Origin of the sequence: Mesorhizobium sp. M1342, assembly GCF_040317955.1 — a bacterium.
Taxonomy (GTDB): Bacteria; Pseudomonadota; Alphaproteobacteria; order Rhizobiales; family Rhizobiaceae; genus Mesorhizobium.
The window spans coordinates 1-24,278 of record NZ_JAMYLI010000017.1; the positions used below are offsets into that span (position 1 = coordinate 1).

A 24,278-nucleotide genomic window follows, 5' to 3' on the forward strand; every position below is an offset into this window, starting at 1 on the left:
CGTCGCGTGGCTCCCTGCCCGGTCGGGGGGGGGGGTGGGGTCGCGGCGGGGGGGGGGGGGGGGGGCGCCCCCCTGGCCGAGCGCTGCACCCCCACCCCGTCTCCCTCGCCTTGCTGCGCAAGGCGCGCTCGCCGACCCTCCCCACAAGGGGGAGGGTAAGTCAGCCGGTTCCCTGCTCGTCCACGCCTGGCCGGATCGGGTGGCGAAGGCGCGTGGCGAGCGTGGCCGTTTCGTGCTGGCCAACGGCTCTGGCGCCGTGCTCGACGCCGCCGATCCGCTGGCGGGCGAGCCGTTTTTGGTCGTCGCCGACTTGCAGGGCAAGGCACAGAATGCGCGCATCACGGCGGCGGCGGCGATCGGCGAGGACGATGTCCGCGCTGCGCTGGCGGACAGGATCGAGGTCCGCCGTGAAACGAGCTTCGACCGCGACAAGCGCGCCGTGCGCGTCCGCGAAACAGTGCGCCTTGGCGCCATCACGCTTGCCGAGCGCATGCTGCCGCCGCCAATCGGTGCTGACGCTGATCGCGCCGTCCTCGATGCGGTGCGCCAGCACGGGCTGTCGCTGCTGAATTGGAGCAAGGAGGCGCAAACGCTGCGCCAGCGGCTTGGCTGGCTGCATCGCGGCCTTGGCGCGCCCTGGCCCGACATGGCGGATGCCGCCCTCATCGAGCGCCTCGACGACTGGCTGCTGCCTTACCTCGCCGGCGCGGCATCGTTTGCCGCCATCGATGCGGGCGTTGTCTCGGCCGGACTGACCAGCCTCGTGCCGCATGATCTGCAGCGCAGGATCGATACGCTGGCGCCGACCCATTTCGATGCCCCGTCGGGCAGCCATGTGCCGATCCGCTATGACGGCGAATGGCCGGTGCTGGCGGTTCGCGTGCAGGAGCTGTTCGGCCTCGACCGCCATCCTTCGATCGCCAATGGCGCCGTGCCGCTGACGCTCGAACTCCTGTCGCCGGCGCACCGGCCAATCCAGACGACGCGCGACCTGCCCGGCTTCTGGCGCGGCTCCTGGGCCGATGTGCGCGCCGACATGCGCGGCCGCTATCCCAAGCATGTCTGGCCGGAAAACCCGCTGCTCGCCGCCGCCACCGCCCGCGCCAAACCGCGCGGGACCTAGCGTTCCTGGTCCTACGGCTGTAATTCATGGCCATGATCAACGTTTTGCGTTCGCCCGATTTCCAGCAGAGCCAGAGACTGCGCCTCAACACGCTGATCCGGTTGCGCTGGCTTGCCATTGTCGGGCAGAGCCTGACGGTGCTCGTCGTCGCCTATGGGCTGAAGTTTCCGCTGCCGGTCAGCCTCTGCTTTGCCCTGATCGCCTGTTCGGCCTGGATGAACCTGTTTCTCGCCTTTCGCTTTCCGGCGGCGCACCGGCTCACGCCGCTTGCGGCCTTCGGCATCCTCATCTTCGACAGCCTGCAGCTTGCCGGCCTGCTCTACATGACCGGCGGCCTCACCAATCCGTTCTCGCTGCTGATGACCGTGCCTGTCGTCATTTCGGCGACATCGCTGCCCCTGCGCCTGACCGCCATCCTCGGCGGGCTGGTCATGTCGGCGGCGACCTTTCTGGTCTTTGTCCGTCTGCCGCTGCCCTGGCATGAGGACGCGCCGCTGGCGATGCCTTTTCTCTATGTCGCCGGCATGTGGATGGCGGTGCTGTCCTCGATCGCCTTCACCGCCATATACGCCTTCCGGGTGGCCGCCGAAGCCCGGCTTCTGGCCAATGCGCTCGCCGCAACCGAGCTGGTGCTGCAGCGCGAGCAGCACCTTTCGGCACTCGACGGGCTGGCCGCCGCGGCCGCGCACGAGCTCGGCACGCCGCTCGCCACCATCGCGCTTGTCGCCAAGGAGATGGAAAAGGCGCTCGGCAAGGATCCGAAATACGGGGAAGACGTGACGCTGTTGCGTTCGCAGAGCGAGCGTTGCCGCGAGATTCTCAAGCGGCTGACCAGCCTGTCGTCCGAGGGTGAAGCGCATCTTTCGCGGCTGCCATTGACCTCACTGGTCGAGGAAGTCACCGCCCCGCACCGCGACTTCGGCATCTCGATCAAACTTCGGCCCGGCGAACGCATCGGCCCCGAGCCGGTCGGGCGCCGCAATCCTGGCGTCATCTACGGCCTCGGCAATCTGGTCGAGAACGCCGTCGATTTCGCCCGCAAGAGCGTCACCGTGCGCTGGAGCTGGGACGAGGCCACCGTCACCTTCTCGATCATCGATGACGGGCCCGGCTTTCCGGCCGAGATCATCGACCGCATCGGCGAGCCCTATATGTCGACGCGCCAGGGCAATGAAGCCGGCGGCGGTCTGGGCCTCGGCCTGTTCATCGCCAAGACCCTGCTCGAACGCTCTGGTGCCGTGCTCGATTTCCGCAATTCGAGCGGCCTGGGCGAGGGCGCCATGGTACAGATATCGTGGCCTCGTGGTGTGTTCCTCAATCCGGAAATCACTTCGGCCAGCATGTTCGACACCGCCTGAGAGCCTTGAAGGACCTCTAAAAATTGGACAAGGAGGCTCAGGAACTATATTTGCGTAAAATTAAGGCAGCAGGAATTTTGAGACTATGACAGGCGACGAGAATATTGGCGCAATGGTTGAAGGCGAGGACACCTCGCTGCTTGTCGTCGATGACGACAAGCCGTTCCTCACGCGTCTGGCCCGCGCCATGGAAGCCAGGGGCTTCGTGGTCGAGACGGCCGAGAGCGTCGAGGAGGCGGTTGCCAAAGCGCGCGCCAATCCACCCGCCTACGCCGTGGTCGACATGCGGCTTGGCGACGGCAACGGCCTCGACGTGGTCGCGGCCATCCGCGAAAAGCGCGAGGATTCCCGCACCATCATCCTGACCGGCTACGGCAACATCGCCACCGCGGTGACCGCGGTGAAGCTCGGTGCGGTCGATTATCTCTCCAAGCCCGCCGACGCCGATGATATCTTCGCGGCACTCACCCGCACCGCCGGCGAGCGCGCGGCGCCGCCGGAAAACCCGATGTCAGCCGACCGCGTTCGATGGGAGCATATCCAGCGCGTCTATGAGATGTGCGAGCGCAACGTCTCCGAGACAGCGCGCCGGCTCAACATGCACCGACGCACCTTGCAGCGCATACTGGCCAAGCGGGCGCCGCGTTAAGGCCGCCGTTTGCCATCTTGCGGGATCGAAGCCCGCCAAAACAGACGGCATGACGGAGGCGACATGCAGGACTTGAAGCATCGGCCGGTTTCCGTCTTCCGCGAATTCCTCGATAGTGAAGCGGCTGGCGGCATCATCCTGATGGTGGCGGCGGCACTGGCCCTGATCGTCGCCAATTCGCCGCTCGCCGAAACCTATTTCTCCGCGCTCCACGCCTATCTCGGCCCGCTCAGCGTCTCGCATTGGGTCAATGATGGGCTGATGGCGGTGTTCTTCCTGCTCGTCGGACTGGAGATCAAGCGCGAGATGCTGGACGGCCAGCTCTCCACCTGGCCCCGGCGCGTGCTGCCCGGCATTGCAGCCGCCGGCGGCATGGTGGTTCCCGCACTCGTCTATGTGGCCGTCAACCGCGACAATGCGGCCGCCCTGTCCGGCTGGGCGATCCCGACCGCCACCGACATCGCTTTCGCGCTCGGCGTGCTGTCGCTGCTCGGCAGCCGCGTGCCGGCTTCGCTGAAGGTGTTCCTCACAGCACTGGCGATCATCGACGACCTCGGTGCCGTCATCATCATCGCCATCTTCTACACCAGCGGCCTGTCGCTGGCTTATCTGGGTGCTGCCTTCGCCGTCATTGCCGCGCTTGTCGTGCTCAACCGCATGCGGGTGATGACGCTGGTTCCCTATCTCGTGCTCGGCGTCATCTTGTGGATGCTGGTGCTGAAATCCGGCGTCCATGCCACGCTCGCCGGCGTGGCGCTGGCGCTGACCATCCCGCTTGAGCGCTCCGCCGGCATCGGCCACGATCTCGACCATTCGCCGCTGCACCGGCTCGAGCACGGCCTGCACAAGATTGTGGCCTTCGTCGTCATCCCGATCTTCGGCTTTGCCAATGCCGGCGTTTCGCTGGCCGGCCTCAGCGTCAGTGCGCTGATCGAGCCGTTGACGCTGGGTGTCGCCGCCGGCCTGGTGGTTGGCAAGCTGGTCGGCGTGTTCGGCTCCTCGGCACTTGCGATCCGGCTCGGTCTTGCCGACCTGCCCGCCAATGCCGGCTGGACGCACATGATCGGCATATCGCTGCTGTGCGGCATCGGCTTCACCATGAGCCTGTTCATCGGCCTGCTCGCCTTCGCCGGCGACGTGGCGCTGCAGGACGCGGTCAAGGTCGGCATCCTCGCCGGCTCCTTCATCGCCGCCATTCTGGGTGCTGCCGTGCTGCTCATGGCGCCCGCCAAGGGTGGCGTGGAGGACGATGAAGAGCAGAGCCGGTCATAGACTGAAGGACGGGCCGTTACTCGCTCTCACCCTCCAGCGCCGGCACCGACACGCCGGCAAGCTCTGCCGCCAGCAGCCGCGAAGCGCCGGCCCGCGCGACCCGCAGCATCAGCGCCTTGCGCGTTGCCGCTGCCATGCGGTGCTCGGGCGCATCGCGCAGGATCTCGGCGCCATAGCCGTCGGAAAGGATGAAGCCGCATTCCTGCGGAAAGATTTCCGAGGGCACGCCGGGATGGGTGGCGAAGAAGAAGCGGTCGGAATGCAGCCGGTAGTCGGGCCATTTGCGGTCGACCCTGAAATCCTCGATCGAGGATTTAATCTCGATGATCCAGATATCGCCCTGCCGGGTCAGCGCGACGAGGTCGGCGCGGCGGCCCGTGGCCAGCGACAGTTCGGGCAACACATGTGCGCCCATATCCATGAGCAGCCGCTGTACGCCGCGCCGCACCAGCATGGCGCGTTCGGACTGGCGGCCGTCGATGAGAGGATTGATGGGGATGGGGGAGATGATCGGCATGCCAGGCACCATGCCAGATTCTGTTCACGGTTTGAACCTGTTTTATGTGGGCGCTTTCAGGTAATCGTCGGGCTTCCACTCTTTCATCGCGGGCTACTTCCGCGCGATCCATTCCGCTAAACCGGGCTCAATGTCGTCGCTATCCGTATACTCCCGGATCAAAAGCTCGGCCTCGGCCCGCCATTTGTCCTCTGGAATGTTCTTCTGGATGACGATTTTTATGAACGCGCTGCGCAAAATATCGCAGTCAAAAGCCGATACCGAGCTATCGAACTGAGACATGGCCAACCTCCCATCCATAAGGGCGGGAGCTTAGCGTTACTCTCAACCACCGGTGCGCCGTTAACCCGTAGCCGGTGACCTTGGGATTTTAATACGCTGTGAGGTGGCTTCAATAAGGATTTACTGTACGTTTTTAACCAAGCGGCTGGGCCTCAATTGCCGGCCAATTCGCGCGCTCTAGCTCCCGGCAGGCGGCAACCCCTCAAAGAAGCCGCAGTGGCCGGCGCGGATCATCATTCATCCGGCAACCTGCGCCGGCCATTTTGGCGTTAGGCCTGTCAAATATATAACCGCCTTTATGTAGGCGATCGTGTAGTTGTCGGACCTCAATGAACGCCCGTTTTGGACAGCAGGTTTAAAACCAGCACTCCAGCCAAGATCAGGCCCATGCCGACAAAACCTGCCACGTCGGGCCGTTGCCCGTAGACAATCCAAGCGACCAGCGCGACCAGAACAATGCCGCCGCCCGCCCATACTGCATAGGCAACGCCGACCGGTATGCGGTCCAGCACCTGGGACAGAAAGAAAAACGCCGTGGCGTAACCGAGCAGCACCAACATCGACGGGCCAAGCCTGGTGAAGCCTTCCGAGGCCTTCATCGCGCTGGTCGCGATGACCTCACCGACAATAGCCAGGGCAAGAATGGCATAAGCAGGCATTTGATGAACCTCCAGTGGCGGGAGGCATCTAATGATCAGAACGCTACGATGGCGTCACGTTCACTTTCCCGTGATCGTGCCTCGCCGCGAGCGGCGCAGGGTCTCGTCGATTGCAAGGGCGCGCGCCTGTCCGATGAGGCCCACCCAGCTACACTCCGGGCTGCGTCGCTCCTGTTAATTAGCTAGAGATAATATAAGTGAAAGGTGATATTTTGGAAGCAGCCGGGGCTCCCCCAATACACCCCGCTCCGGCCAGGCCCGGTGGCGGTCCACCCAAAGGAAGGCTACCGGGCCGATCCCTGCAACCAACCGGTGACCCGCTCGTTGATCCCATGCCGGGTTGATCCCCCGGCACTCCAGGACCTGCCCGCTGCCGAGGGGCGGCGGGCTTTTTTTGCCGATTGGGTTCAAGCCTGCAGCGATAGCGAAGGCGCCGGCGGACTCCGGGACCTTCGCGTTGCAGGTCTCGTCAGAAGTGGATCCAGAAGGATCTGCGGAAACACCTGCGGCGCCAGGAACCGTGGCGCCAATAGCGACGGCAAACCCGCCTCCACCCGCGTCGACGACGGCGGCGGTGCCACCTGCGGTGCCGCACGAACTCGACGCCGTCCTGAACATCGGGACCATCCGGGTCGAGAATGTCGTCGGACGGTTTGTCGAGCTCATCGAGAATGCCGGGCCCCGTATTCGGGATGCCGGCCAAGGCGGTGGCAGGACGCGCGATTGCGACGACGGTCGCGGCCCCTGCCAGCCCAAGCATTCCAGTCAGAAACAATCGCCGATCCATGCCAACCTCCATCGTTGATCATTGCAACAAGGGAAGACATAGCGCGTCAGATTGACGCGCCCAGATGCCGAAGAAAATTGGATCAATCGCTCTGCCGTGCCGGCGGTGGGCCTATTTAGCGATCTCTGACAATCCACGCGGCCAAATGCGCCTGTTCCCGGGGATCATTCCTCCGACAAGCCGGTCGCCGTTGCGTCCGTTTCGATGCTCACCGGCACGCCCTGGCGCAGGGAGTTGCTGACCGTGGAAATCGCCGCGGCCCTTGTGATGATCTCCGCCGGGTCGGAGCCGTCCAGCGTCGTGCAGGAAACCGTCATGGTTGACGAAGTCGCGAGCAAAGGCTTGCCTTCGAGGTTCAGCGTCACGGTCACGGCGATCTTGTTGAGCGTTATGCCCATTTCCTCGGCAACGTAGCGAAGGTCGTTGCAGAAGCAGCCGCCGATCGCCAGGGCGAGCAGCTGGCCGCCATTGAAGCCCAGGCCCATGCCGCCGGCCTTGCCTTCGGGCCGGTCGACGATGATCGTGTGGCCGCCTGCCCAGCCCATGGCCGCCTGCGTGTCCCCAACATTGCGCAGTTCGACGGTCATCGAAACCATTGTGGACGTCCTCCCGGCAGGAGTCGACCGGGCGCGGGCCTCGTCGACGTAGGGTCATTATGCAGGCGCAGAGGTGCCCCTGTCGCTGAGCAACGCCGCTCCCGCCATGTCATCAAGGATCGGACAATCCGGCCTTTCGTCGCCGTGGCAGGCATGGATCAGTTTCTGCAGCGTTGAGCGCATCGACTGCAACTCGCGCACTTTCTCCTCGATCGCCGTGACATGGGCGGCGGCGATTTCGCGCACGTTGTGGCTGGCGCGGCTGCGATCCTGGTAAAGCGCCATCAACTGGCGGCAATCGTCGATGGAAAAGCCGAGATTGCGCGCGCGGCGCAGGAAGGCCAGCCGATGGATGTCGTCTCCGGAATAATCGCGGTAGCCGTTGGCGGCGCGCGCCGGGGCGATCAGGCCGATCTCTTCATAGTAGCGGATAGTCTTGGCCGGCAGGCCGGAGCGGTGGGCGGCGTCACCGACATTCATGACGGTTCTCCTCGATTTCCAAGAGCCCATGGAGCAGGCCCCTTGAATTTGCTTCACAATCCTGTGAGTCCTGTTGCCAAAATGCCATAGTGATACGCTTACCGGTACTTCAAGGCAGGCATATAGGCATCGCGCGCTTGGCAAGCAAAGCAAATGCCAGCATGAATGATGATGAGAGAGCGGCCGACTCGTGCCGCCGAAGTTGGGCGGGGCACCGGATCACCTGATGCGCATGAAGTCATTTGCAATCATCGCCGCACTGGCGCTCTCCACTGCTATCGCCGGTTGCAGCACCATCGGCTCGCAGATCTTCTCCAACGACTACGGCGCGGTCACCGACGCCGGTTATCAGCTGCCGCGCATCCCGATCGAGAAAGTGCCGATGAAGTACCATCGGCAGGAAGTGAACTACGACAGCCCGGAAAAGCCGGGCACGATCATCGTCGATACGCAGAACAAGTTCCTCTACTTCATCGAGGGCGACGGCAGGGCCATTCGCTACGGCATCGGCGTCGGCCGCGAGGGCTTCGAGTGGCATGGCACCGCCCACATTGCGCTCAAGCGCGAATGGCCGACCTGGACGCCGCCGAGGCAGATGATCCAGCGCCAGCCGGAATTGGAAAAGTTTGCCGGCGGCATGGAGCCGGGCCTGAAGAACCCGCTCGGCGCGCGCGCCATGTACCTGTTCAACAAGGGCGGTGATTCAGGCTATCGCCTGCATGGCAGCCCGGAGTGGAATTCGATCGGCAAGGCTATGTCGTCTGGCTGCATCCGCCTGATGAATCAGGACATTATCGACCTCTATGACCGCGCCTCGGTCGGCGCCAAGGTCATCGTTCTCTAGATTTCGTACGCGGACCGTCTAGGCAACAACGGACGTCCCAAGCAGAAAACCGGGCAATTCGGCCCGGTTTTTTGTTGTTTGCCTCTAATGCCTCGAGAAGGAGGTTTCTACGAGACCTGCTCGACCTGCTGCACTTCCGGCACGAAATGGCGCAGAAGGTTCTGGATGCCGTGCTTCAGCGTCGCCGTCGAGGACGGGCAGCCGGCGCAGGCGCCCTTCATGTGCAGGAACACCGTGCCGTTCTCGAAGCCGCGGAAGGTGATGTCGCCGCCATCCTGGGCGACCGCGGGGCGCACCCGTGTATCGAGCAGTTCCTTGATGGTGATGACCAGATCCTCGTCGGCCTTGTCGTAGAACTCACCGGTCTGGCTGGTCTCGGCGGCCGGGCCGGCCTTGGCCATGACGGGCGCGCCGGACATGAAATGCTCCATGATGGCGCCGAGGATCGCCGGCTTCAAATGCTGCCAGTCGGGGCCATCCTTGGTCACGGTGATGAAGTCATAGCCGAAGAAAACGCCGGTGACGCCAGGAATTTCGAACAGCCGGCCGGCCAGCGGCGAGGCGACGGCGGCGCTGTCGGCATCGCGGAAATCGGCGGTGCCTTCCAGAAGCACTTCCTTGCCGGGCAGGAATTTCAGCGTCGCCGGGTTTGGCGTCGATTCGGTCTGGATGAACATGGCCGTCTCCGTGCCCGTTTGGGCATCTAGTTTGGAACAATTCTAAATAGGCTCAATTGGATGGACATTCAAGCGAAACGCATCGCCGGAACGGCTGGCTGGCGGAATGTTTTTTCGCGCCCAAAATCGGAGCGGCATCACCTGAAGAGCAAAATCTCAGGCCAGGCTGTCTATTTCCTCGTCCGACAGGTTCTGCGGCACGACAGTCACCGGGATCGGGAAGGCGGCACCCTTGCCGGCCACGGCGCCGACCAGCGGCCCCGGGCCTTCCTTGCCCGCACCGGCGGCCAGCACCAGGATGGCGATGTCCTGGTCTTCCTCGATCAATTTGTGGATCTCTTCCGTCGGCTTGCCTTCGCGCACCACCATCTCGGGCTCGATGCCGAGCTTCTGGCGCACCTTGTTGGCATAGCTGTCGAGTGCGGCGCGCGCCGTGGCGTTGGCTTCCTCGCGCATGATCTTCTCGACACCCAGCCAATGCTGGAAATCGTCCGGCACGATGACATAGAGCAGCACCAGCGTGCCGCTGGTGCTCTGCGCCCGTTTCGAGGCATAGGCGACGGCGCGCTCGCATTCCGGCGTGTCGTCGATGATCGTCAGGAATTTCCTGCGATGGCCGGCTTCGCGGCTGAGGCGTTTGGAGACCATGTCTATCTACTCGGTGTCGTGCGGCCGCAATCTGCCACTGCGGGGGACCGGCGGCAAGCCGCCGGCCTTGTGCCAGTGCACCCGATGTCGCGATCAGCCCTGCAGCAGGCCGATAATGTCGCGCACCGTCTTCATCGTCGCTTCGGCCAGCACGCCGGCGCGCTCGCCGCCATCCTTGAGCACCGCGTCGACATAGGCGCGGTCATCCGAAATGCGGCGCATCTCGCTGGCGATCGGCGCCAGTTTTTCCACTGCAAGATCGGCCAAGGCCGGCTTGAACACGGAAAACTGCTGGCCGGCGAATTCCTTGAGTACATCCGCCTTCGACATCTCGGCGAGACCCGCATAGATGCCGACCAGGTTCTCCGCCTCGGGCCGGCCGGCCAGGCCGTCCAGCTCGCTCGGCAACGCTTCCGGGTCGGTTTTGGCCTTGCGAATCTTCTTCGAGATGTCATCGGCATCGTCGGTCAGGTTGATGCGCGACAAATCCGACGGGTCCGATTTGGACATTTTCTTGGAGCCGTCGCGCAGCGACATGATGCGCGCCGCCGGCCCGCCGATGACCGGTTCGGTCAGCGGGAAATAGCCGTTCACGGTCTCTTGGCCGACCTGCATCTCGACGCCGACACCAAGGGCCGCGATGCGGTCGGAGAAGTCGTTGTTGAATTTCTGCGCGATGTCGCGTGTGAGTTCCAGATGCTGCTTTTGGTCCTCGCCCACCGGCACGTGGGTGGCACGGTAGAGCAGGATGTCGGCAGCCATCAGCGAAGGATAGGCTAGCAGGCCGAGCGACGCGTTCTCGCGGTCCTTACCGGCCTTGTCCTTGAACTGCGTCATACGGTTCATCCAGCCGATGCGCGCCACGCAATTGAAGATCCAGGCAAGCTCGGCGTGCTGCATGACCCGCGACTGATTGAAGACGATGTGCTTCTTCGGGTCGATGCCCGAGGCCAGGAACGCAGCGGTGATCGACCGCGTCTGGTCGGCTAGGTCTTCATAAACGAGTTGGGCTGTCAGCGAATGCAGGTCGACGACGCAATAGATGCAATCGGAGGTGTCCTGCAGGGCGACGAATTTCTTGATGGCGCCGAGATAGTTGCCGAGGTGCAGATTGCCGGTCGGCTGGACACCGGAAAAGACGAGTGGCTTGAAGGCGGTCATGATTGTCCTCATGGCTTGTGGAGGGCCGTATAAGCGTGATTCCGAAAAGTTGCAGACTTTTCGGAGCCAATCACGCGGCTGGAAACCGCGCGCGGCGAAAGTCTTGCGACGGCGCGCTTATGGACGAGAGCGGTGAGAGGATCAAGAGGCCATTGGGCCTTGGAGCAGACTATAAGGAACAGGGACAAGAAACCGGGAGTGTCTCGGTTTGAAATTTGAAATATGCGAAAGCACCTATATGCTTCGCGGAAAGCAGGGGCCGGAGACTTGGCGCGAGTTTGGAAGATTGTACGCCACGGGGCGCCCGATCAATGGGAGGATTCCATCCCAGAGAAGTCGCTGGCCGAAGGGCAATTAGTCGTGCTTCTATCGCGGCTAGCCGCGAGCCATCTGCCACCCGTCGCCACGACCCCATTGCCACGAAACGCTCCGCGGTTCACTACGTCGCTCACTGTCAAAAACGACCGCTTTGGCAACAAGCACTTCATCATGTACGCGAGCGGCAGCCGGGTGCATTACATAGCGACCTTGGAGGAGACGCCTTGAATGCCCAGCGGATCTGAAGGTCAGAAGCGCCCCGCCGGCGTGGTCGGTATGCAAGAGGCACTGCAGCGCAGGCGCAGCCGCGAGACGCCGCTGGAGACCGCGGCACGGCTTCGGGCCGAACTCGGAATTGAACTGAGGGGGCGGGCGCGCAACACCTTGCCACCCTCCGTCTACGACGAATTGTCTGGAGAAGACTAATGTTTGTCGAAGCAGCCGCTATCGTCGCAATGAGGGGTGGGACATTGCAATAAATTCCGGCTCACGGATCTGGAGACTGTTCCCTAGTCGGCGGCGATCCTTTCCGTCCGACATTGCGCCGGATCATCCCGAAATCGGCGCCGCCGGTGGCAAACGCGGTGATGAAATAAAGCAGCGCCCCACCGGCAACCAGCGACAGCAGCGTCGCCGCCTTGACCACCAGCGGCGAGCCCGGCCCAAGCCTGATGGCGAACCAGTGTTCGGCAAAATAGAGCGCAGCGCCCATCACCACGGCGGACAGCACCAGACGTGGAATGCGCTTCATCAGCGGTACGTCGCGGCCCCAATGGCCGCGCCGGATCAAGACGCCGAGCAGCATCACCGCGTTGACCCAGCCGGCGACGGCCGAGGCCACCGCAATGCCGGGCGCCCCCATCCGTGGAAACAGCGTCAGCGCCGTGGTGACGTTCACCGCCACCGAGATGGCGGCAAAGATCATCGGCGTGCGCGTATCCTCACGGGCGAAATAGCCTGGGGTGAACGCCTTGATCAGCACGAAGGCCGGCAGGCCGAGGCCGAAGATGGCCAGGATCGCCGCCACCGTCGGCGTCGATCCGTTGGCGGCGAACGCGCCGCGCTCATAGACCAGCCGCACGATCGGTTCCGACATCACCCAGAGTGCCGCGGCTGCCGGCAAGGTCAGGAACAGCGTGAACTCGACCGAGCGGTTCTGCAGATTGGCCGCCTCGATCAGATTGCCCGACTTCAGCGCCCGCGACAGTTCGGGCAACAGCACGATCGCCACCGCAACGCCGACCACGCCGAGCGGCAACTGGTAGATGCGGTCGGCGTAGGCGAGCGAGGACACCGCGCTGTTCTGCGCCGAGGCGATCGCCGTACCGATCAGTTGGTTGATCTGGGTGATGCCGCCGGTGATGGCCGCCGGCAGCGCCAGGATCAGCAGCCGCTTGACCGCGGGCGTCATTTTGGGACGGCGAAAGCCGATCGAGATGCCGGCATGGCGCACCGCCACCCAGACGATCGCCAACTGCACCAGTCCGGCGGCAAGCACGCCCCAGGACAGCCCGTAGCCGACTGTCAGGGCATCCGAGCCCTTGTACCAGGCATAGGCGAGCACGCCGATCAGGATGATGTTGAGGAACACCGGTGCCACCGCGGCGGCGAAATAGCGGCGCAGCGAATTCAGCATGCCCGCCATCATCGCGCCCAGCGACATGCAGATCAGATAGGGAAACATGATCGTCGCCAGCGTCACCGTGGTGTCGAACTTCCCCGGCGTGCCGGCAAAACCCGGCGCCACCAGATAGCGGACGATCAGCGGCATCGACAGTTCCATGATGATCGTCAGCGCCAGCAGCGCCGTGAACAGCACGCCGAACACTTCCTCGGAAAAGCGCTTGGCGCCTTCGGTACCGTGGGTCTCGATCTCCTTGGCGAACAGCGGCACGAAGGCGGCGTTGAAGGCCCCCTCGGCAAACAGCCGGCGAAAGGTGTTGGGAAACTGGAAAGCGGCGTTGAAGGCATCGGCAACCGGTCCGGTACCGAGTGCAGCAGCCATCAGCATCTCGCGGCCGAAACCGAGCGCGCGGCTCATCAGCGTGCCGGAAGCGACCGTTGCGAATTTCTTGACGAGGCTCATGCTTTTGGGAACTGCCTGCGCAATTGGGACAAAGTGATGGTCGTTGTCACTCGGCCGCCGCCCTGGGCTTGCCGCCGCGTTCGGGCACGATGCCTTCGAGCGTTGCCATCAGCCGATTGCGGATGGTGGCGATGCGGGCCGGGCTATCTATCTTCTGGCCAGTGAGATCGGTGACATAGAAAGTGTCGATGACCTTTTCGCCGAAGGTGGTGATGTGGGCCGATGCGATGTCGAGCGACAGGTCGGAAAGCGTTCCGGTGATCTCTGACAGCAGTCCCGGCCGGTCGAGGCCCTCGACCTCGATGACCGAAAAACGGTTCGACAGCGTGTTGCGGATTTCGGCACGCGGTGGGATCTTGAACACCTTGGAGCCGCGCCGCGGCTTGGTGCGCTTCTCGATCATTTCCGGCAGCCAGCTCTTGCCCGACAGCACGTCCTCGATCAGCCGGCCGACACGTTCGGCGCGCCGGCGCTCGTCCTCGTCGCGATCGAATTCTCTGCTGATCAGGATCGTGTCGAGCGCGCGGCCATCCGACGTCGTGAAGATCTGCGCGTCGACAATGTTGCCGCCGGCTCCGGCGCAAGCCCCGGCGATGACAGAGAGCAGGCGGGGGTGGTCCTGCGCCAGCACGGTGATTTCGGTCACCGCCTCGAACTGGTGGGTCTTGACCATGGTGGCAAGCTTGTTGCCTGACACGTCCGCTTCGCGGATGAACTCGGCATGGCGCAACTGGTCTGCGAGATCGACGGTCAAAAGGTAATTCTCGTAGTGTTGGCCGACATAGCGCTTGCGGGCCTTGTCCGGCCAGTCGGCAAGCGCCTCGGCCAGGCGCTCGCGCGCCGCCGCCGTGCGCTGCGCGCGCGACACTTCCGAAAACCCGCCGGTCAGCAGCAATTCGGTCTCGTAGTAGAGCGTGCGCAGCAGCTGGCCCTTCCAGCCGTTCCAGACACCGGGTCCGACGCCCCTGATGTCGCAGACGGTGAGGATCAAAAGCAGCTTCAGCCGCTCGACCGACTGCACGATCGCGGCAAAATCCTCGATGGTCTTGCGGTCGTTGAGGTCGCGGGTCTGCGCCGTCATCGACATCACGAGGTGGTTCTCGACCAGCCAGGCCACGGTTTCGGTATCGGCAGGCGACAGCCCCATATGCGGGCAGATCCGACGGGCGATCCTGGCCCCCGCCTCGGAATGGTCCTCCGGCCTGCCCTTGGCGATGTCGTGCAGCAGTACGGCGACATAGAGCGCTTCGCGGCTCTTCTTCAGGCTCGGCATCAGCGTGTGCGAGAGGGGGTGGACCTTTTCGCCGTCGCCGCGCTCGATCTCGGCCAGCACGCCGATGCAGCGGATCAGATGCTCGTCCACCGTGTAGTGGTGGTACATCGAGAACTGCATCATGGCGACGATCTTGCCGAAATCCGGGATCAGCTTGCCGAGCAGTCCGGCTTCGTTCATGCGACGCAGATTGAGTTCGGCATTGCGATCCGAGGTCAATATGTCGAGGAACAGCCGGTTGGCCTCCTCGTCGCGCCGCAGCGACTTGTTGACCAGGCCGAGCGAACGGGTCAGCAGCTTGAGCGCGTCAGGGTGGAATTCCAGACCGTGCTTGTCGGCGAACCAGAACAGCCTGAGCAGATTGACCGGATCGCGCTCGAACACCTGGTCGTCGGCGATGTTGATGCGGTGGTTGTCGACAATGAAATCGGAGGTGCCGGCCAGCTTGCGTTTGCGCCTGGAGAAAGTCAGGAAGATGCGGTTGAAGCCAGGAACGTGCTTGGCCTGCTCCTCCTCGAGCGCCGCGCAGAAGATGCGGGTCAGGTCGCCGACGTCCTTGGCAACGAGGAAGTAGTGCTTCATGAAGCGCTCGACCGCCGACAGGCCGGGGTGTGTGGTGTAGCCGAGCCGTTCGGCGATCTCGCGCTGGATGTCGAAATGCAACCGCTCTTCGGCCTTGCCGGTGAGGAAATGCATGTGGCAGCGTACCGCCCACAGGAAATCCTCCGCCTTCTGGAACTCGCGGTATTCGCCCTCGGTGAAGACGCCCTTGTCGACCAGTTCCTCGCCGGTACGCACCCGATAGAAATATTTGCCGATCCAGAACAGCGTCTGCAGGTCGCGCAGGCCGCCCTTGCCGTCCTTGACGTTGGGCTCGACCAGATAGCGGCTTTCGCCGGCCTTGGCATGGCGGTCATCGCGTTCGGCAAGCTTGGCCTGGACATATTCGGGGCCGGTCGTGCGCACCACCTCATGATCGAACCGCAGCATCAGTTCATCATAGAGCTTTTCCTCGCCCCACAGGAAACGTGCTTCGAGGATCGAGGTGCGAATGGTGACATCGGTGCGCGACAGGCGCAGGCATTCGTCGATGTTACGGGTGGCGTGGCCGACCTTCAGCCCCAGGTCCCACAGCATGTAGAGCATGTATTCGACTGTCTGTTCGCCCCACGGCGTCTGCTTGTAGGGCAGCAGGAACAGAAGGTCGATGTCGGATCCGGGCGCCAGCGTTCCACGGCCGTAGCCGCCGACAGCGACGACGGCCATGCGCTCCGCCGAGGACGGGTTCTTGACCCGGTAGACATGGGTGACGGCGAAATCGTAAAGCGCCCGGATGATCTCGTCCATGAGATGCGACAGCCGCGCCGCGCAGGCGCTGCCGCCGCCATCGTCCATCAGCATTCGTTCGGCAATGGCGCGCCCTTCCGCCAGTCGTCCCTTGAGCAGTTGGAGCACGCCATTGCGCGCGGCCTGCCCTGAGCCATCATCCGCCGTGGCCGCGGTCAGCGCGGTCATCTCGCGGCGCAAGGCTTCGCCGTCGATCAATTCGTCGAGCTTCAGGGAGATTCTTGCCATATATCCAGTCGGCCTTGCCGTTCGGCGGCGTCTATAGCGCGTTTTCGTGGCGCTGGGTATGGGGCGTTGAAAGCCGGTTCAAGACCCGGTTGAGCTTTGGCTCGGATAAGTAAATGGAATAACCATTCTCCGCTTCAGTCGACAGAAATCGACAATGCGCTTGCCTATCCGCCGAGCCTCGGCTTTGACCTTCGCTATGGCTGTCTTTCTGCGTTTCCCGGTCCCGGCGGCGCACTGGATATCCCGCTTTTCCCTGAGCAGGCTTGGCAATTGGAGCGCCCTGTCGCCAAGGAACTGATCTTGCGCGCAGAGCGCAGGAACAAGCTGATAGATTGTCTCGCCTCGCAAAACCGAAAACTCGGGGTTGAAGACAAGGTCGTCGACAGCGATGCCGATCTCCTCGGTGGCCTTGATCAGGTCGAGCGCGGTTTGCCTGGAGATGATGTAGCCGGCGGTTCCTATATGTCCAGCGTCGAGTTTGGATGTGGAAAAGCCGTGACCGATGTCAATGCGCTTGCGTCGGATCACGGTCTTGCAAAAATAGCTTTCGAGCTTGACGACTTCGGCATCGGCTGGAATCCAGTTGCTGTCGCGAAGCAATGCGCCGGCTTTCGCGGCAAAGACGATGTCGTCCTCGAAGATTGCCCCGTAGCGAGCGTCGCCTTGCGCTATGGCGGCCCAGCAGGCCCGGTGACTGAGCAGGCAGGCGATCTCGCCGTCAGTCAATGGCAGCCTGTTCCGATATCCGACATTTTGCGGCAGCTGGTCCAGGTCCGGCCGATCCCGTGCGTCGATGGCCTGAACGCGTTCGAACGGGACGCCGATGCGGGCAAACTCCGCCGTCACACGGGCAAGGCGATCGGGAGACCGATCGAGATTGATGACCAGACGCTTCATTGCCAAAGAAAATCTCACCCCCGGGACGCTCGCTCTCTAGCAGGCGTGGTGTTGCCGCGTGAGACTTTTTCTGGGGGAGGATGGACGCGCCGTGGACCGGAGAAGAAAAGTCGAAACAGCCCTTGACCTTCCAGTTACTGGAAGCCCTATCTCCACGTCACACGCCGATAAATCAAGGCATTTTCGAATGACGCATTCCGATCACGATCATCACGCGCATAGTAGCTGCTGCTCGACAAAAGGCGCCGTGCCCACCACGAAGAGCGTCGTCCGCGATCCGGTCTGCGGCATGACTGTCGATCCGGTCGCCGGCAAGCCGACGACCGAGCATGATGGCCATCCCTATCATTTCTGCAGCCAGGGCTGCCGCACGAAATTCGTCGCCGAGCCGGAAAAATTCCTGACGGCCACCGATCCGGTCTGCGGTATGAGCGTCGATCGCGCGACAGCCAGGCACTTTGCCCGCCACGAAGGCCAGGGCTTTTACTTCTGCTCGGCCGCCTGCCAGGCGAAATTCGAGGCGGAGCCGCAAAAATATCTCGGCGACAGGCCGGCACCGCAGCCGATGCCCAAAGGCACGCAATACACCTGCCCGATGCATCCCGAAATCATCCGCGACAAGCCAGGATCCTGCCCGATCTGTGGCATGGCGCTGGAGCCGATGGGCGTGCCGACGGGCGATGAAGGGCCAAATCCCGAGCTGGTCGATTTCACCAGGCGGTTTTGGGTGAGCGCTGTCCTTTCGGTCCCCCTTCTGATCATCGCAATGGCGCCCATGATCGGCTTGATGTTTGAAGGCCTGGTCGAGGACCGGACAAAGGTCTGGATCGAACTGGTCCTGGCAAGTCCGGTGGTGCTTTGGGCCGCCTTTCCCTTCTTCCACCGCGGCTGGGACTCGCTGGTCAACCGCAGCCCCAACATGTGGACGCTGATCTCGCTCGGCGTTGGCGCTGCCTATCTCTACAGCGTCGTCGCCACGCTGTTTCCGGACATTTTCCCGCATCAGTTCCGCGGCCATGGCGGTGCGGTGCCCGTCTATTTCGAGGCTGCCGCCGTCATCGTTGCGCTGGTCTTCCTTGGTCAGGTGCTGGAGCTGCGCGCCCGTGAAAAGACCGGTTCGGCGATCCGCGCCTTGCTCGATCTGGCGCCGAAGACCGCGCGGCTGATTGCCGCCGATGGTTCCGAAAACGACGTGCCCCTCGACGCCGTCAAGGCCGGCGATCGCCTGCGCATACGCCCCGGTGACGCCGTGCCGGTCGATGGCACGGTGCTGGAAGGGCGGTCCTCGATCGACGAATCGATGATCACGGGCGAGCCGTTGCCGGTCGAGAAGGTCGAGGGCGATGCGCTGACCGGCGGCACGCTCAACAAGAATGGTGCGCTGATCATGCGCGCTGAGAAGGTTGGCGCCGAGACGACGCTGGCGCGCATCGTCGAGCTCGTCGCCAAGGCGCAGCGCTCGCGCGCCCCGATTCAAGGGTTGGCCGATCGCGTTTCTTTCTACTTTGTCCCGGCCGTCGTCCTTGTCGCGATTGTCGCTTTCACCGCCTGGGCCGTGTTTGGACCCGAGCCCAGCCTGATCTTTGCCATCGTCTCGGCGGTGTCGGTGCTGATTATCGCTTGCCCCTGTGCGCTCGGCCTTGCCACGCCGATGTCGATCATGACCGCCACCGGGCGCGGAGCGCATGCCGGTGTGCTGATCAAGGAGGCCGCAGCACTCGAACGCTTCGCTTCCGTCGACACGCTGATCGTCGACAAGACGGGGACGCTGACCGAAGGCCGGCCGAAGCTGACCGATGTCGTTGCGGCAAACGGTTTTTCCGAGGAGGAATTGCTGGCGCTTGCCGCCGGTCTGGAGAAGGGGTCGGAGCATCCGCTGGCTGAAGCCATCGTCGACGGCGCCGCTACGCGCGGCGTGACAGTTGCCGAGGCCAGCGCCTTCGAGGCGGTCACCGGCAAGGGCGTGTCCGGTTCGGTCTCGGGAAAGACGGTCGCGCTCGGCAATGCCGCGATGATGGCCGACCTTGGCGTCGACATCGCATCCATCTCGGCCAAGGCCGAGGCGTTGCAACTCGAAGGCAAGACGGCGATGTTCGTCGCTGTCGACAAAAAACTGGCCGGCATCGTCGCCGTCGCCGACCCTATCAAGGCAACGACGGCCGAGGCGATCAAGGCGCTGCATGAAAGCGGCTTGCGGATCATCATGGCAACCGGCGACAATGAACGCACGGCCAACGCGATCGCCAGAAGCCTCGGCATCGACGAGGTCCGCGCCGGCCTGCTGCCGGAACAGAAGGCAGCCCTTGTCGAGGAACTGCGCGCAAAAGGCGCCGGCGTTGCCATGGCCGGGGACGGCGTCAACGACGCACCGGCCCTTGCCGCCGCCGATGTCGGCATCGCCATGGGCACCGGCGCCGATGTCGCCGTCGAAAGCGCCGGTATCACTCTGGTCAAGGGCGACCTCAACGGTATCGTGCGCGCCCGCACGCTGGCGCAGGCGACGATCCGCAACATCCGTCAGAATCTGTTCTTCGCCTTCCTCTACAATGTGCTGGGCGTGCCGGTCGCCGCCGGCGTGCTCTATCCGCTCACCGGCACGCTTCTGTCGCCGATGCTGGCGGCCGCGGCGATGAGTCTGTCTTCGGTGTCGGTGATCGCAAACGCATTGCGGCTGAGAACATTGAAACTCTGATCCAAGCCCCCAAATACGAAACCACTCAACAGGAGACCATGAATGACCTTGGCCAAAAAACTCGTGCTGCTGCTGATGGCGGCCGGAATGCTGGTTGCCGTCTTCCTCGAAAGCGTTCCGGCGCAGAGTGAGGAAATGAAACACGACATGGGCGCTATGGCGGCGGATGCGACCAGCCCTTCGACCGAAGGCTACAAGGCGGCGATGGACAAGATGCATGCCGACATGATGGCGTCCGACTATACCGGCAATGCCGACGTCGATTTCGTCAGAGGCATGATCCCGCACCATCAGGGTGCGATCGACATGGCCAAGGTCGAACTTGCCAATGGCAAGGACCCGGAAATCCGCAAGCTCGCCGAAGGCGTCATCGCCGCGCAGGAAGCCGAGATCAAGCAGATGCAGGCCTGGCTCGCCGCCCATCCGGTGAAGTAAGTCTTCAGCCATCGCCAGCGCGGCGAGAACGCCTCTGGATTTCTCGTCCAGCCTATGATGCGATCCAGCCCCAACTGGAGCCCGCCATGCCATCGACCATCAGAACCACCAAACTGCCCTCTGGCGAAGCAGTTCAGGTGCTTGGCCAGGGCACATGGAAGATGGGCGAGAATAACAATCGCCGCACCTCTGAGGTCAACGCCCTCAAGCTCGGCCTCGACCTCGGCATCACACTGATCGACACCGCCGAAATGTATGCCAGCGGCGGCGCCGAGGAGGTGGTGGCCGAAGCCATTGCCGGGCGCCGCGACGAGACCTTCCTGGTTTCGAAAGTTCTGCCATCAAATGCTTCGCGCGCGGGCGTGCAGCGCGCCTGCGAAAACAGCCTGAAACGCCTGCGCACCGACCGCATCGATCTCTATCTGCTGCATTGGCCCGGCAGCGTGCCATTGACGGAAACCGTCGCGGCCTTCGAGGCCCTGAAAAAGGCCGGCAAGATCCGCCACTGGGGCGTCAGCAATTTCGACACCGACGAGATGGAAGAGCTGACCTCCTTGCCCGATGGCGGCAGTGTCCAGGCCAACCAGGTGCTCTACAATCTGGTCCGGCGTGGCCTCGAATTCGACCTGGCGCGTTGGAGCCGGCAGCGCAACATTCCCTTGATGGCCTATTCGCCGGTCGAGCAGGGCGCGCTGGCGCGCAATGCCAGGCTCGACGCCGTCGCCGCCCGCCACAACGCCACGGCCGCCCAGATCGCCTTGGCCTGGGTGATGCATCAGGCCGGCGTCATCGCCATTCCGAAGGCCAGCAGCCAGGAGCACGTCCGCCAGAATGTCGCCGCGCTCGACATCAAGCTTACGCCTCAGGACATCGCCGATCTCGACCGTGGCTTTCCGCCACCGACGCGCAAACGCGGGCTGGAGATGATTTAGGCGCGCAGATAGCGAAGGCCCGTTCCGTCACACCCCCCTCTGTCCTGCCGGACATCTCCCCCGCAAGGGGGGAGATAGGCAGCTTCCGCGCTCCGCTCTCCTTGCATGGTGATTGGCGAAAGCCAAGGTGACGTCCGATCTCCCCCCTTGCGGGGGAGATGCCCGGTAGGGCAGAGGGGGGTGCTGTCCCGCCGACCTTTACTGGCTACGCCAGTCCCTTAAGCCGGTAAAGCGCCTCCAGCGCCTCGCGCGGCGTCATCTCGTCGGGATTGATCGCGCCGAGCGCGTCGCCGAGCGCATCGTTTTTCGCCGGCTTTGGCGCTTCGCGCTTCACCGCCACCGAAAACAGCGGCAGGTCATCCACCAGCCGGTTGGTCTTGCCGGAGACTTCGCCTTCTTCGAGCTGATGCAGCACTTCCTTAGCCCGGTCGACCACCGCCTCCGGCAGGCCGGCCAGCCGCGCCACCTGCACGCCGTAGGAGCGGTCGGCGGCACCCTTGCCGACCTCGTGCAGGAAGACGACGTCGTTTTCCCATTCCTTGACCCGCATGGTGACGTTGGAGAGCCGCGCCAGCTTGCCGGCCAGCGAGGTCATTTCGTGAAAGTGAGTAGCGAAGATCGCCCGGCAGCGGTTCTTCTCGTGCAGGTATTCGACCGCCGCCCAGGCGATCGACAGGCCGTCGAAAGTGGCGGTGCCGCGGCCGATCTCGTCGAGGATCACCAGCGCGCGTTCGCCGGCCTGGTTGAGGATCGCCGCCGTCTCGACCATCTCGACCATGAAGGTCGAGCGGCCGCGCGCCAGATCGTCCGAGGCGCCGACACGCGAGAACAGCCGGTCGACGACGCCGATATGGGCCGATGTCGCCGGCACGAACGAGCCGGTCTGGGCGAGGATGGCGATCAGTGCGTTCTGCCTGAGGAACGTCGACTTGCCGCCCATATTGGGGCCGGTCAGAAGCCAGATCGCGCCATTCTTGGCGCTGCCCTCCGGCGACAGGTCGCAATCATTGGCGACGAACGGGCCTTCGCCCGAACGGCGCAAGGCCTGCTCGACCACCGGATGCCGGCCCCCCAAAATGTCGAAAGCAAGGCTCGAATCCACCACCGGCCGGCACCAGGCTTCGCTTTCCGAGAGAAGCGCAAGTGCCGCCGAGACATCGAGCACGGCCAGCGCGTCCGCACCGGCGCGGATCTTCTCCGCTTCGCCGACCGCTTCCGCCGTCAGCGCGTCGAAGGCGGCAAGCTCGATGCTGAGCGCCCGGTCGGCGGCATTGGCGATCTTGGTCTCGAGTTCGGCAAGCTCGGTCGTGGTGAAGCGCATGGCGTTTGCCATGGTCTGGCGGTGGATGAAGCGCGCCTTGGCGCCGTCGCTGCCGGTCATCACCGCATGATGGTTGGCGGTCACCTCGATATAGTAGCCAAGCACATTGTTGTGCCGGATTTTCAGCGAGCGGATGCCGGTCTCATCGATTAGCGAGCGTTCCAGCCCGGCGATCACCTTTCGCGATTCGTCGCGCAGCGCCCGCATCTCGTCGAGATCGGCATGGTAGCCGCCGCGCACGAAGCCGCCGTCACGCTTGAGCAGCGGCAGCTCGTCGCCGAGCGCCTGCGTCAGATGCTGCGAAAGCGCTTGGGGCAGTGCATGGATGGCGGCGAGTGCGGCCGTCAATTCCTGCGGCAGGGCGGTCGCGGCGAAAATCTCGGCGATCGCGCCTGCCGCCTCGAAGCCGGCGCGCAGCGCGCTGAGGTCGCGCGGCCCGCCCCGGTTGAGCGCCAGCCTAGACAGCGCGCGCGGCATGTCGGCGACGCTCTTCAGGCTCGACCGCACCGCCTGGCAGAGCCGGGTCTCGGAACGGAAGAACGACACCGAATCCAGCCTGGCGCCTATCGCCACCGGGTCGGTCAGCGGCGCCATCAGCCGGTCGGCGAGCAGCCTTGCGCCGCCGCCGGTGACCGTGCGGTCGATCGCCTTGAACAGCGAGCCTTCGCGGCTGCCCGACAGCGTGCGTAAGAGTTCGAGATTGCCGCGTGTTGCCGGGTCGATGAACAGGGTCGATCCCTGCTCCTCGCGCTCCGGCCGCGACAGCGGCGGACGCTCGGCTTTCTGCGTCTTCTCGACATAGGCGATGGCGCCCGAGATCGCCGATAGCTCGGCGCGCGAAAAGGCGCCAAAGCTATCCGGCGTCGCCACATCGAAGAAACGGGCGATGCGTCCCGTGGCCGAGGCCGAATCGAACAGTGACGGCGGTTGCGGGCTGGCGACGCGGCCGAGCACGTCGAACACCGGCTTCAGCTCCGGATCATGGAACACCGGCTCGGCGACGATCAGCTCGCGCGGATCGACGCGGAAAATGTCGGCCAAAAGCCGGTCGGCGGTGGTGTCGGTGACGCGGAAGGCGCCGGTCGAGATGTCGATCCAGGCCAGCGCAAAGGAGTGGTCCGCTCCGCCTTTCACCCGCCCCAGCGCCATCAGGAAGCTCGATTCCGACGGCGCCAGCAATTTGTCCTCGGTGATGGTGCCCGGTGTCACCAGCCGCACGACGTCGCGGCGCACCACCGATTTGCCGCCGCGTTTCTTGGCCTCGGCCGGATCCTCGATCTGCTCGCAGACGGCAACGCGAAAACCCTGGCCGATCAGCTTCTGCAGATAGTCGTCGGCCGCATGCACCGGCACGCCGCACATCGGAATGTCCAGCCCTTGATACTTGCCGCGCTTGGTCAGCACGATGCCCAGCGCCCGGCTTGCCTTCTCGGCATCGTCGAAGAACAATTCGTAGAAATCGCCCATGCGATAAAACAGCAACGAATCGGGGTTCGCCGCCTTGATCTCGATAAATTGCTCGATCATCGGCGTGGCGCCGGAGTGGACGGTCGGCGCCGGCGTCATCGCCTCGGGGGCGTCCGGCTCGTTCGGGCTATGCATGTTCATGCGCGGCACGCTAGCAGATGTGATCGCGCGGTTTAATGCCGCGGCTTCGAAAAACAGGGGACGACCGGGACGGCAGCTTGTCCGCAAT

Annotated in this window: 20 protein-coding genes and 1 pseudogene; 9 read left to right on the forward strand and 12 right to left on the reverse strand. The window is 63.7% G+C overall.

All coding sequences use genetic code 11. The annotated features are described in order from the left end of the window. Positions 1–97 precede the first annotated feature (97 nt). The 4 genes and pseudogenes from NKH06_RS18450 to nhaA all read left to right on the forward strand — a co-directional run. A pseudogene (locus NKH06_RS18450) lies at positions 98–1,123 on the forward strand (ATP-dependent helicase C-terminal domain-containing protein); the annotation flags it as partial. A gap of 26 nt (positions 1,124–1,149) precedes the next feature. Next, positions 1,150–2,481 (forward strand): ActS/PrrB/RegB family redox-sensitive histidine kinase, encoded by a 1,332-nt coding sequence (locus NKH06_RS18455; protein ID WP_352439741.1) that lies wholly within the window; start codon positions 1,150–1,152, stop codon positions 2,479–2,481. Between the two features lie 85 nt (positions 2,482–2,566). Next, positions 2,567–3,130, forward strand: coding sequence for an ActR/PrrA/RegA family redox response regulator transcription factor (locus NKH06_RS18460; RefSeq protein WP_013528072.1), 564 nt, complete (start codon positions 2,567–2,569; stop codon positions 3,128–3,130). A 63-nt stretch (positions 3,131–3,193) separates the two neighbouring features. Beyond that, positions 3,194–4,402 (forward strand): Na+/H+ antiporter NhaA, encoded by a 1,209-nt coding sequence (gene nhaA, locus NKH06_RS18465; RefSeq protein WP_023811625.1) that lies wholly within the window; start codon positions 3,194–3,196, stop codon positions 4,400–4,402. A gap of 16 nt (positions 4,403–4,418) precedes the next feature. Here the strand turns inward: nhaA and NKH06_RS18470 are convergent, their stop codons facing one another. The 5 genes from NKH06_RS18470 to cueR all read right to left on the reverse strand — a co-directional run bounded on the left by NKH06_RS18470 (position 4,419) and on the right by cueR (position 7,723). Continuing rightward, positions 4,419–4,919: an MmcB family DNA repair protein gene (locus NKH06_RS18470; protein WP_023811626.1), complete on the reverse strand. Its 501-nt coding sequence runs from the start codon at positions 4,917–4,919 to the stop codon at positions 4,419–4,421. 93 nt (positions 4,920–5,012) lie between these two features. Further along, positions 5,013–5,201: a hypothetical protein gene (locus NKH06_RS18475; RefSeq protein WP_127289952.1), complete on the reverse strand. Its 189-nt coding sequence runs from the start codon at positions 5,199–5,201 to the stop codon at positions 5,013–5,015. Between the two features lie 326 nt (positions 5,202–5,527). Beyond that, positions 5,528–5,860, reverse strand: a complete 333-nt coding sequence (locus NKH06_RS18480) for an SMR family transporter (protein ID WP_352673406.1) — start codon at positions 5,858–5,860, stop codon at positions 5,528–5,530. A 951-nt stretch (positions 5,861–6,811) separates the two neighbouring features. Then, positions 6,812–7,243 carry an OsmC family protein gene (locus tag NKH06_RS18485; protein ID WP_352673409.1) on the reverse strand — a complete coding sequence of 144 codons (432 nt, stop codon included), beginning with the start codon at positions 7,241–7,243 and terminating at the stop codon, positions 6,812–6,814. A gap of 57 nt (positions 7,244–7,300) precedes the next feature. Next, the gene (cueR, locus tag NKH06_RS18490) at positions 7,301–7,723 is read right to left on the reverse strand and encodes a Cu(I)-responsive transcriptional regulator (RefSeq protein ID WP_352439737.1); all 423 of its coding nucleotides are present in this window, start codon (positions 7,721–7,723) and stop codon (positions 7,301–7,303) included. A gap of 226 nt (positions 7,724–7,949) precedes the next feature. On the opposite strand from cueR, the gene NKH06_RS18495 reads away from it, so the two are divergent. After that, the gene (locus NKH06_RS18495) at positions 7,950–8,567 is read left to right on the forward strand and encodes a L,D-transpeptidase (RefSeq protein ID WP_013528066.1); all 618 of its coding nucleotides are present in this window, start codon (positions 7,950–7,952) and stop codon (positions 8,565–8,567) included. 107 nt (positions 8,568–8,674) lie between these two features. Here the strand turns inward: NKH06_RS18495 and NKH06_RS18500 are convergent, their stop codons facing one another. The 3 genes from NKH06_RS18500 to trpS form a co-directional block, all read right to left on the reverse strand. Then, positions 8,675–9,244, reverse strand: coding sequence for a NifU family protein (locus NKH06_RS18500; RefSeq protein ID WP_352893639.1), 570 nt, complete (start codon positions 9,242–9,244; stop codon positions 8,675–8,677). A 156-nt stretch (positions 9,245–9,400) separates the two neighbouring features. Beyond that, positions 9,401–9,892 carry a universal stress protein gene (locus NKH06_RS18505; RefSeq protein WP_013528063.1) on the reverse strand — a complete coding sequence of 164 codons (492 nt, stop codon included), beginning with the start codon at positions 9,890–9,892 and terminating at the stop codon, positions 9,401–9,403. A gap of 93 nt (positions 9,893–9,985) precedes the next feature. Beyond that, entirely contained in the window at positions 9,986–11,053 is a 1,068-nt protein-coding gene (gene trpS / locus NKH06_RS18510; RefSeq protein ID WP_352893641.1) for a tryptophan--tRNA ligase, read from the reverse strand. Positions 11,054–11,599: 546 nt separating this feature from the next. Between trpS and NKH06_RS18515 the strand changes: the two genes are divergently transcribed. Then, the gene (locus NKH06_RS18515; RefSeq protein ID WP_352893643.1) at positions 11,600–11,797 is read left to right on the forward strand and encodes a hypothetical protein; all 198 of its coding nucleotides are present in this window, start codon (positions 11,600–11,602) and stop codon (positions 11,795–11,797) included. Between the two features lie 61 nt (positions 11,798–11,858). Here NKH06_RS18515 and murJ read toward each other — a convergent pair whose 3' ends face one another. From murJ to NKH06_RS18530, 3 genes are all read right to left on the reverse strand, one after another. Further along, the gene (gene murJ, locus NKH06_RS18520; RefSeq protein ID WP_023811635.1) at positions 11,859–13,457 is read right to left on the reverse strand and encodes a murein biosynthesis integral membrane protein MurJ; all 1,599 of its coding nucleotides are present in this window, start codon (positions 13,455–13,457) and stop codon (positions 11,859–11,861) included. Positions 13,458–13,503: 46 nt separating this feature from the next. Further along, complete coding sequence (locus tag NKH06_RS18525; protein ID WP_023811636.1) at positions 13,504–16,305, reverse strand: [protein-PII] uridylyltransferase; 2,802 nt, start codon at positions 16,303–16,305, stop codon at positions 13,504–13,506. A gap of 78 nt (positions 16,306–16,383) precedes the next feature. Further along, positions 16,384–17,202: a glycosyltransferase family 25 protein gene (locus tag NKH06_RS18530; protein WP_128302885.1), complete on the reverse strand. Its 819-nt coding sequence runs from the start codon at positions 17,200–17,202 to the stop codon at positions 16,384–16,386. Between the two features lie 187 nt (positions 17,203–17,389). Here NKH06_RS18530 and NKH06_RS18535 point away from each other — a divergent pair, with 187 nt between their 5' ends. The 3 genes from NKH06_RS18535 (at position 17,390) to NKH06_RS18545 (ending at position 21,261) form a co-directional block, all read left to right on the forward strand. Further along, complete coding sequence (locus tag NKH06_RS18535; RefSeq protein ID WP_128302886.1) at positions 17,390–19,894, forward strand: heavy metal translocating P-type ATPase; 2,505 nt, start codon at positions 17,390–17,392, stop codon at positions 19,892–19,894. 42 nt (positions 19,895–19,936) lie between these two features. Then, positions 19,937–20,329 carry a CopM family metallochaperone gene (gene copM / locus NKH06_RS18540; RefSeq protein WP_128302887.1) on the forward strand — a complete coding sequence of 131 codons (393 nt, stop codon included), beginning with the start codon at positions 19,937–19,939 and terminating at the stop codon, positions 20,327–20,329. A gap of 86 nt (positions 20,330–20,415) precedes the next feature. Beyond that, entirely contained in the window at positions 20,416–21,261 is an 846-nt protein-coding gene (locus NKH06_RS18545) for an aldo/keto reductase (protein ID WP_128302888.1), read from the forward strand. A gap of 205 nt (positions 21,262–21,466) precedes the next feature. Here NKH06_RS18545 and mutS read toward each other — a convergent pair whose 3' ends face one another. Next, complete coding sequence (gene mutS, locus NKH06_RS18550; protein WP_352893644.1) at positions 21,467–24,190, reverse strand: DNA mismatch repair protein MutS; 2,724 nt, start codon at positions 24,188–24,190, stop codon at positions 21,467–21,469. Positions 24,191–24,278 lie beyond the last annotated feature (88 nt).